General features: G+C 41.7%; 1 protein-coding gene and 1 pseudogene. Both read right to left on the bottom strand.

The genetic code is table 11. The features are described 5' to 3' along the window. Nucleotides 1–647, bottom strand: a pseudogene (locus tag D1627_RS18235) (hypothetical protein); the annotation flags it as partial. Nucleotides 648–1,053: 406 nt separating this feature from the next. Then, the gene (locus D1627_RS18675) at nucleotides 1,054–1,137 is read right to left on the bottom strand and encodes a T9SS type A sorting domain-containing protein (protein WP_394342592.1); all 84 of its coding nucleotides are present in this window, start codon (nucleotides 1,135–1,137) and stop codon (nucleotides 1,054–1,056) included. Nucleotides 1,138–1,152: the final 15 nt, after the last annotated feature.

Here is a 1,152-nt window from a genome sequence, read left to right as displayed (position 1 = left end):
ACCACGAAGCGCTCGTTGTTCTTCTCCTGCGCCGTGGCCCAAGTTAACTTAGCCGCACCGTTTACGGCGGCGCCCTTGAAGCTGATCAGCTCCACTGGGAGCGGGGCAATTGGCTGGTCTGCAGTACCTTCAAGAACCAGGTTGTCAAGTCCGTAATAGTCACCTCTTTTGGCGTGAACATCTATATTGATAGAGAAGTTAACGGTTGTAGTACCTTCTGGAAGGAAAATATCAACATATGTATTATTCCACTGATTCTTAGTAGTCGCAGACTCAGTAGCTTTTATCGTCTGAGTGTTTTTAACCAAGTTAGTGGTATAAGACACCGTTGGCGTGTAGTAAGAAACGTCATTACCGTTTTTCAGATCAGATTGATAACCTGACCACTGGATTCTCAGCATCATGTAACCACCAACGTGCACATTGTTCTTTACAAGTTTGTTGCTATATGTAGTGTTGGCTTTTGGATTGTTTGTTCTAAGCGTTTTGTTAGACACTACCCAAGTAGCTGAAGTGCGGTCAAAGTCAGTCGGCAGGGTGGTAGTGTTATCAAAATCCTGCTTATAAAATACTTCTTTAGTCTCCTGAGCATTTGCTGAAATAGCAAAGAAGAAAATAGCTGCGATAAGGGTGTAAATGTTTTTCATGGGTTACTTCGTTTCGTTCGGATAACCTTAATGAAAGAAGCATGCCATTACCCAATACGGGGGTAAGCAAAGATGCAATTTATCTCTGCTCATTTAAAAGTCATTACTATTTAATACCTAAAACCCTATATATCAAATATTTAAAAAGCTGAAAATTCTGTAGATTATTTTAAAAAAGTGAGTCCGCTTAAATAAACCAAAGCTTTGAATCACACAAAAATTCCCATATATGGATGGCTGTTTCCAATTTGTAAATTAAAATCCCATAAAAAGAAACCAGAGCAATTATTAGATTAATTGCTAATAAGCTAAATTCAGCTATGCAAATGTTAAGCTTAAAGAAGGACCCAACCCTCCACGCGGAAGGCCAGGCCTGTATTGAACGAACGAAATAAACTCTCTGTGACTACTGCTTCACGAAGCGCTGTGTCTGGCGCTGCGCACCGTCCGTCACCGTCACGAAGTACACGCCGCGCTGCAGGTTGCTCACCGGGATAACCAGCTC

It is taken from the genome of Pontibacter oryzae, from assembly GCF_003576375.1.
Lineage (GTDB): Bacteria > Bacteroidota > Bacteroidia > Cytophagales > Hymenobacteraceae > Pontibacter > Pontibacter oryzae.
The sequence above is the reverse complement of the archived record's forward strand: the minus strand, read 5'-3'. Positions and strand labels throughout refer to the sequence as shown.